This is a genomic window from Mesorhizobium sp. M7A.F.Ca.CA.002.04.1.1 (assembly GCF_004022805.1).
GTDB classification, from domain to species: domain Bacteria; phylum Pseudomonadota; class Alphaproteobacteria; order Rhizobiales; family Rhizobiaceae; genus Mesorhizobium; species Mesorhizobium ciceri.
Map to the genome: position 1 here is coordinate 1 of NZ_RZPL01000372.1, position 5,479 is coordinate 5,479.

General features: G+C 63.2%; 4 protein-coding genes and 2 pseudogenes. 3 read left to right on the forward strand and 3 right to left on the reverse strand.

Features of this window, described 5'->3' with window-relative positions; all coding sequences use genetic code 11:
- Together ENZ75_RS19285 and ENZ75_RS19290 are read right to left on the reverse strand one after the other, a co-directional pair.
- A partial coding sequence (locus tag ENZ75_RS19285; protein ID WP_206617065.1) for a 6-phosphofructokinase occupies positions 1–351 on the reverse strand: 351 nt, incomplete at its 3' end.
- Positions 352–451: 100 nt separating this feature from the next.
- Positions 452–1,219 carry a L,D-transpeptidase gene (locus ENZ75_RS19290; RefSeq protein ID WP_024501964.1) on the reverse strand — a complete coding sequence of 256 codons (768 nt, stop codon included), beginning with the start codon at positions 1,217–1,219 and terminating at the stop codon, positions 452–454.
- Positions 1,220–1,457: 238 nt separating this feature from the next.
- Between ENZ75_RS19290 and ENZ75_RS35615 the strand changes: the two genes are divergently transcribed.
- On the forward strand, positions 1,458–1,580 hold the full coding sequence (locus ENZ75_RS35615; RefSeq protein WP_013528283.1) for a hypothetical protein: 123 nt from the start codon (positions 1,458–1,460) through the stop codon (positions 1,578–1,580).
- Positions 1,581–1,676: 96 nt separating this feature from the next.
- Complete coding sequence (locus ENZ75_RS19300; RefSeq protein WP_023761181.1) at positions 1,677–2,300, forward strand: LysE family translocator; 624 nt, start codon at positions 1,677–1,679, stop codon at positions 2,298–2,300.
- 19 nt (positions 2,301–2,319) lie between these two features.
- Here ENZ75_RS19300 and ENZ75_RS19305 read toward each other — a convergent pair.
- Positions 2,320–4,900, reverse strand: a pseudogene (locus ENZ75_RS19305) (autotransporter outer membrane beta-barrel domain-containing protein).
- Between the two features lie 224 nt (positions 4,901–5,124).
- On the opposite strand from ENZ75_RS19305, the pseudogene ENZ75_RS19310 reads away from it, so the two are divergent.
- Positions 5,125–5,479, forward strand: a pseudogene (locus ENZ75_RS19310) (tetratricopeptide repeat protein); the annotation flags it as partial.

Sequence of the window (5,479 nt, forward strand, 5' to 3'; positions counted from 1 at the left end):
TGTCAGGATCTGCTGGGTACCCGACGTGTCGTTGCCGCCGATATAGATGAAGGCGTCGGCGCCGGCCTTCTTCAGGCCGTTGAGGATGACATCGCAATAGGCGGCGTCGGGCTTGTCGCGCGTCGAGCCGAGGGCGGCGCTCGGCGTGCCGGCAATCAGCCGCAGGCGGTCTTCCGGAATGGCGGAAAGGTCGACATAATTGCCGTCACGGATGCCGCGCACGCCATGGATCGAGCCCAGCACCTTGGCACCGGGATGCCGCTTGCGGATCTCCAGCGTCGCCCCGACAACCGTCTGGTTGATGACGGCGGTTGGGCCGCCGCCCTGCGCGATGACAAACGTTCCAGCCATGCTTGATTTCTCCCGGCGCGATGGTTTTCAAGGCACCTTGGCCTGTCTTGTCGCATCGCGCAACGGGAGTTTCGAGCGGCGCCAACACGCCGCATAAGCGTCAGACGACGACGACCGGATTTTTCTTGGAGACGCGGCTGTAGAGGTCGATGATGTCCTGGTTGATCAGGCGCACGCAGCCCGACGACATCGCTTGCCCGATGCTCCACCATTCGGGCGAACCGTGGATGCGATAGCCGGTGTCCTTGCCGTCCTGGTAGATGTAGAGGGCACGCGCGCCGAGCGGATTGGTGAGGCCGCCGGGCTGTCCGGCCTGCCATTTCACCAGTTCAGGCTTGCGGGCGATCATCTCCGGCGGCGGCGTCCAGGTCGGCCATTCCCTGCCGTACTGGATGTTGGCGCGGCCGGACCAGCGGAAACCGTCCTTGCCGATGCCGACGCCATAACGGATGGCATCGCCGCCCGGCTGGACCAAATAGAGCATGCGCTCCTTGAGATGGACGACGATGGTGCCGGGCGCCTCGCCTGTCGTGTCGACGACGATCTGGCGGCGGAATTCCGGCTTGACCTTCAGATATGGCACTTCCGGAACGTTGAAGCCGCCGTCGGTCAGCCCGGCATACATGACCCCGGGACTGGTGACGTTCTTGTCGACGCTGATGCTTGGCCGGATCGGCCGCACGGAACCCGTGGTGACGTCGTCGAGCTCGAGCGCCGGCAGGCCGCCGCCCGAGGTCGAGCAACCGGCGGCGCTCAGCAGCGCAAGCGCCCCTGCCCCGGACAGGATGGCGCGGCGGGAAAGATGATGATCGGTTTCGATTGCGTCGCCATTTCGCGGCGGCGTCAGACCTTGCGGCAACTCACGCATATACCCAGACCCTACGCTGTCGGCGGGAAGCACGGTCCGGCCGGATAGCAGGCATTTTCCTCATTCATGGTTGATAAAGCGTGAAGACCTTGCACAGCCTGCATTTGCGCATGGCCTTGGCGATGTTCGACCTTCTTGCCTGAACTTGAACGAAGGCTGCTGCACAAAAAGACCTCGGTCGAGTCATATTCCCGGCGCCGGCGTCTCCTACTCCTCGAACCATCAGCGAGGGGCCTCCATGTGCAAGACCTTAAAAACCGACATCAAGCTTTTTGCCGCTGCCATTGTCGCGGCGGCAACCGTTCTCGGTGCCAATGTCAGCCTGGCCGATATAGTGAGCACGCTGAGCGGCGCGAACTGACACCGATCTGCCGCTGGCGCAGTTAGGGAAATCGCCTCTTTACATTCTCCCGGGCCTAAGGATTTATCCTCTTCTTTAAGCTCAAAGGAGACGAGCATGTCCTTCGAAAACTGGGCCGCCTTCGCTGCCGCATCGACGATCCTTCTCATCATTCCAGGTCCGACCATCCTGCTGGTCGTGTCCTATGCGCTGGGCCAGGGCTGGCGTACCGCTCTGCCGATGGCCGTCGGCGTGGCGTTGGGGGATTTCACTGCGATGACGTTGTCGATGCTGGGTATCGGCGCGCTGCTGGCGGCCTCGGCGACCGTCTTCACCATCCTGAAGCTGATCGGCGCCGGTTATCTGATCTATCTTGGCGTGAAACTGTTTCGCGCCGGCGGCGCGTTGAAGGCCGAACCGCGCACCGACGCGGTCTCCTCGGCCAAGATGATGGCGCACGCCTGGCTGGTCACCGCGCTCAACCCGAAAAGCATCACGTTCTTCGTTGCCTTCCTGCCGCAGTTCCTCGACCGGCACGCCGATTTCTGGACGCAGATGCTGATCTTCGAGACGACCTTCCTGGCGCTCGCCTTCGCCAATGCCTTCGGCTATGCGCTGATCGCGGCACGCGCACGCAACGTGGTGCGCAATCCCAAGGCGATCCGCATCTTCAACCGCACCGGCGGTACGCTGCTGGTCGGCGCCGGCATCGCCACGGTGGCGATGCGTTCCAGCAATTAAGCTGTCTTTTTGACCGGCCTTACCATTTGACGCTGAAGCCCAGATTGCCTTCGAGGATCCGACGCTTGTCGCCACCGAGATTGGTGGTGTAGTCGCCGGTGGCGAAGATGCTGACCTTGTCCGTCACCTTGGCAATCACGCCGCCGCCGAACTCGAACGAGGTCGATCTGCCCTCGGTCGAGATGTCGGTGGTGTCGAAATTGACATGGCTGGTGCCGCCGAAATCGTGCCAGATGTTGGCCTTGAGATACGGCTGCAGCGCCATGCCATTGATCGCTGTTTCGCCTTGCAGCCGTGCGCCGAGCCGGCCGGTCACGCTGCCGTCCGTATCGAAGGAAACCGAAGCAAAGCGGTCCGACGCATCGTCGAGCGACAATTGCTGCCAGACCAGTTGCGCCTGCGGTTCAAGCGTCCAGCCTTGCGCCAGCGCGATGGGATAGCCGCCTTCCAGCGAAGCGGTGACGCCGGTCCCGCCGACGTCGATGCCAATGTCGCGCGACGATGTTGCGTTGCCGCCGAAGAAGGTGGCCATGAGGACGCCGTCCAGGTACCAGCCACCCTGACCGATCCGGGTCCAGTAGCCGCCGATACTGGTGCCGTTGATATCCATGCTGCCGACGGACAGATTGTCCCTGCCCAGCGCCTGGCCGCGCACGTCGCCATTCATGCTGGCATAGGCGACGAACAGGCCGGCGCGATCGGTCTGGCCCGACGCGGTTTCGCGGCCGAACAGATCGAAGCCCGCCTGGAGGCCGAACAGGGTGCCGTCAAAGGACGGCGATACCGTTCCTGAATAGGCCATCTTGCTGTCCTGACCGAAGATGCGGCCCCAGACCGGCGACAGCTCGGTGTTCGACAACAGGCTCTGCTCGCCGCGCCGTTCGTGGAATGTGCCGAGCGTCGTCATCGCCAGATGTTCGGCGACCGGCGGCAAGGCCGAATAGACCGGAACCTCGATGCGATAGAGCAGGATTTCCTCGCCCGCCGCCGGTGTCGGCAGGTCGGGCACCTCAGTTGGCACCACCGGCGGTGGCGGGGGCGGATCCGCCACTGGTGCCGGTGGTGGTGCCGGTGGTGTCGCGGGCGGCGGATCGGTCGTGCCGACCGATCCGCCGCCCTTGAACAGATAATATTCAAAGGCCCCGGCGGCGACCGGGGCGTCGAGCGCGAATGTCGTGGCGCCCGAGGTGGCGCCGTTGATTGCCTGGATGACCATGATGCCGTCCTGCGTGGTCGCAGCCCCCGCGCCGCCGAGATTGACCACGGAGATGCCGGTCGAACCGGAAGCCGTTCCGCTCGACAGGACCAACTTGTCGGATGCGGAGGAATCGTCACCGAGCTCGGTCTGGATAAGCAGCAGGCCACCCAGGCCGACATAATTGCCCGAAATCGTCAGGCTGTCGGTGGCGCCGGTGCTGCCATTGGTCAGGTCGATGCGCCCGGCATTGGTGACCTGCGCCAGCTGGCCTGCCGTAAACGCCTGGATCGCCGCATTGAAGCCGCCGCCGTAGAGCGTGCTTGCGGCATCGACACTGAGCGAACCCGTGCCGGTGCCGCTGTCGCCGAGCACCAGATTGCTGTCCATCGTCAGCTGGGTGTCATTGGTGGCGTCGATGCTTTCCCAGTTCTGGAGCCGGCTGACGCCATCCAGTTTGACGTTGTCCAGGGTCAGCGCATCGGTGCCGGCACCACCTGATATGGCATCCGTGGCACCGAGATTGGCGTTGGTGAGGTTGCTGAGCCTGGCGGTGTCGTTATCGCCGCCGAGATCGACGGAACCATAGATGATGCCGCCACCGTTCCAGACGAAATTGTCGGCGCCAAAGCTCATCAGTATATCGCCACCGACCGTGCCGCCGGTGACCGTGACGCTGTCATTGCCGCCGCTGACGCTGATGTTGCCGCCGATGGTGCCGCCCGACAGGATGATCGTGTCCTTGTCGAAGCCAGTGACGAGGTTGCGGTCGATGGTGCCGCCTGACATGTTGAAATAGTTCTGATCGAGCTTCATGTTGACCCGGCCGATGCGGCCACCGGTCATCACGGCGTGGTCGCCATCGTCGAAGAAATCGACGATGCGTCCGCCGGTCATGGTGAAGGTGTCGAGGCCGTCGCCCTGGTTGAGCGAGCCGATCTGGCCGCCGCTCATGTTGAAGTCGTCGATGCCGGCGCCCTGCTGGACATTGCCGGTGACGGTGCCCGCGCCAATTTTGAAGAAATCCGTGCCGCCACCCTGATCGACGGTGCCGGTTATGGTGCCTGACTGCATGTCGATGCCGGTCCGTGCCGACGCCAAAGGTCACATTGCCTGATATCTGCCCGGTGCCGCCGGCGGGAAAATTCAGCGTGTTGTCGCCGTCGAGATCGGTGAGGCTGCCGGCTGAGTCGCCGCTGTCACAGGTGTAGACGGTGTTTCCGGCGGATGGAGCCAGCACGCATGCGGCAAACGCGGCGGAGTTGGGCAGCAACGCAAAAGCTGTAGTTGAGAGGATGCTAATAAGCCACGGATGTAACGGATGCGGCTTTCGCCGTTGCGAAGCAATTGTCACCTGCGCATCCGCCGAACGACTGTTCGGAAGCGAGTTCTTCACATGCCGCATCGCGTCCCCTCTCGATTCGCGATTTCCAGCCCCCGCCAGCCGCCGCAATGAAGACACAATTCATTCAATTTTACAAAGCCTAATCTGCCCCGCATGGTTGCTAAACTGCAAAGACTACTGAAAGGTCTGGCGTAGCGCACGGTTGGCGTGTCCGTGGCCTATGCTTTAGGATCGCTTTGGGCCGAAGGATCAAGGGCCTGTCACGGGTCGATAAAGGACATCGCATGGCAATCAGGGACGCATTCGGCCTGGCACTTTCGGGCGCGACGGAGGCGGGATTCACGCCTTACAGCCAGGCAGTGCGTGAACTGCAGTGCTTCATCGGCGATCCCGTAGCTTCCGTCGACCGCGCCATCGCGGAAGATCCCGGCTTCGTCATGGCCCATGTCTTCAAGGGATATCTGTTCGGCCTCGCCACCGAGCGGGAGGCGACGGCCGTGGCCAAGGCTTGCCACGAGGCCGCACTGCCGCTTGCCGCGACCACGCGCGAGCGGGCGCATGTCTCGGCCCTTGGCCATCTCGCCAGCGGGCGCTGGCATGAGGCCAGCCGCGTTCGCGAGGACATCACCATCGAGACCC

Coding starts and splice junctions, on each gene's coding strand:
- ENZ75_RS19300 (WP_023761181.1), top strand. CDS start 1,677: ATGTCCTTCGAAAACTGGGCCGCCTTCGCTGCCGCATCGACGATCCTT.
- ENZ75_RS19290 (WP_024501964.1), bottom strand. CDS start 1,219: ATGCGTGAGTTGCCGCAAGGTCTGACGCCGCCGCGAAATGGCGACGCA.
- ENZ75_RS35615 (WP_013528283.1), top strand. CDS start 1,458: ATGTGCAAGACCTTAAAAACCGACATCAAGCTTTTTGCCGCTGCCATT.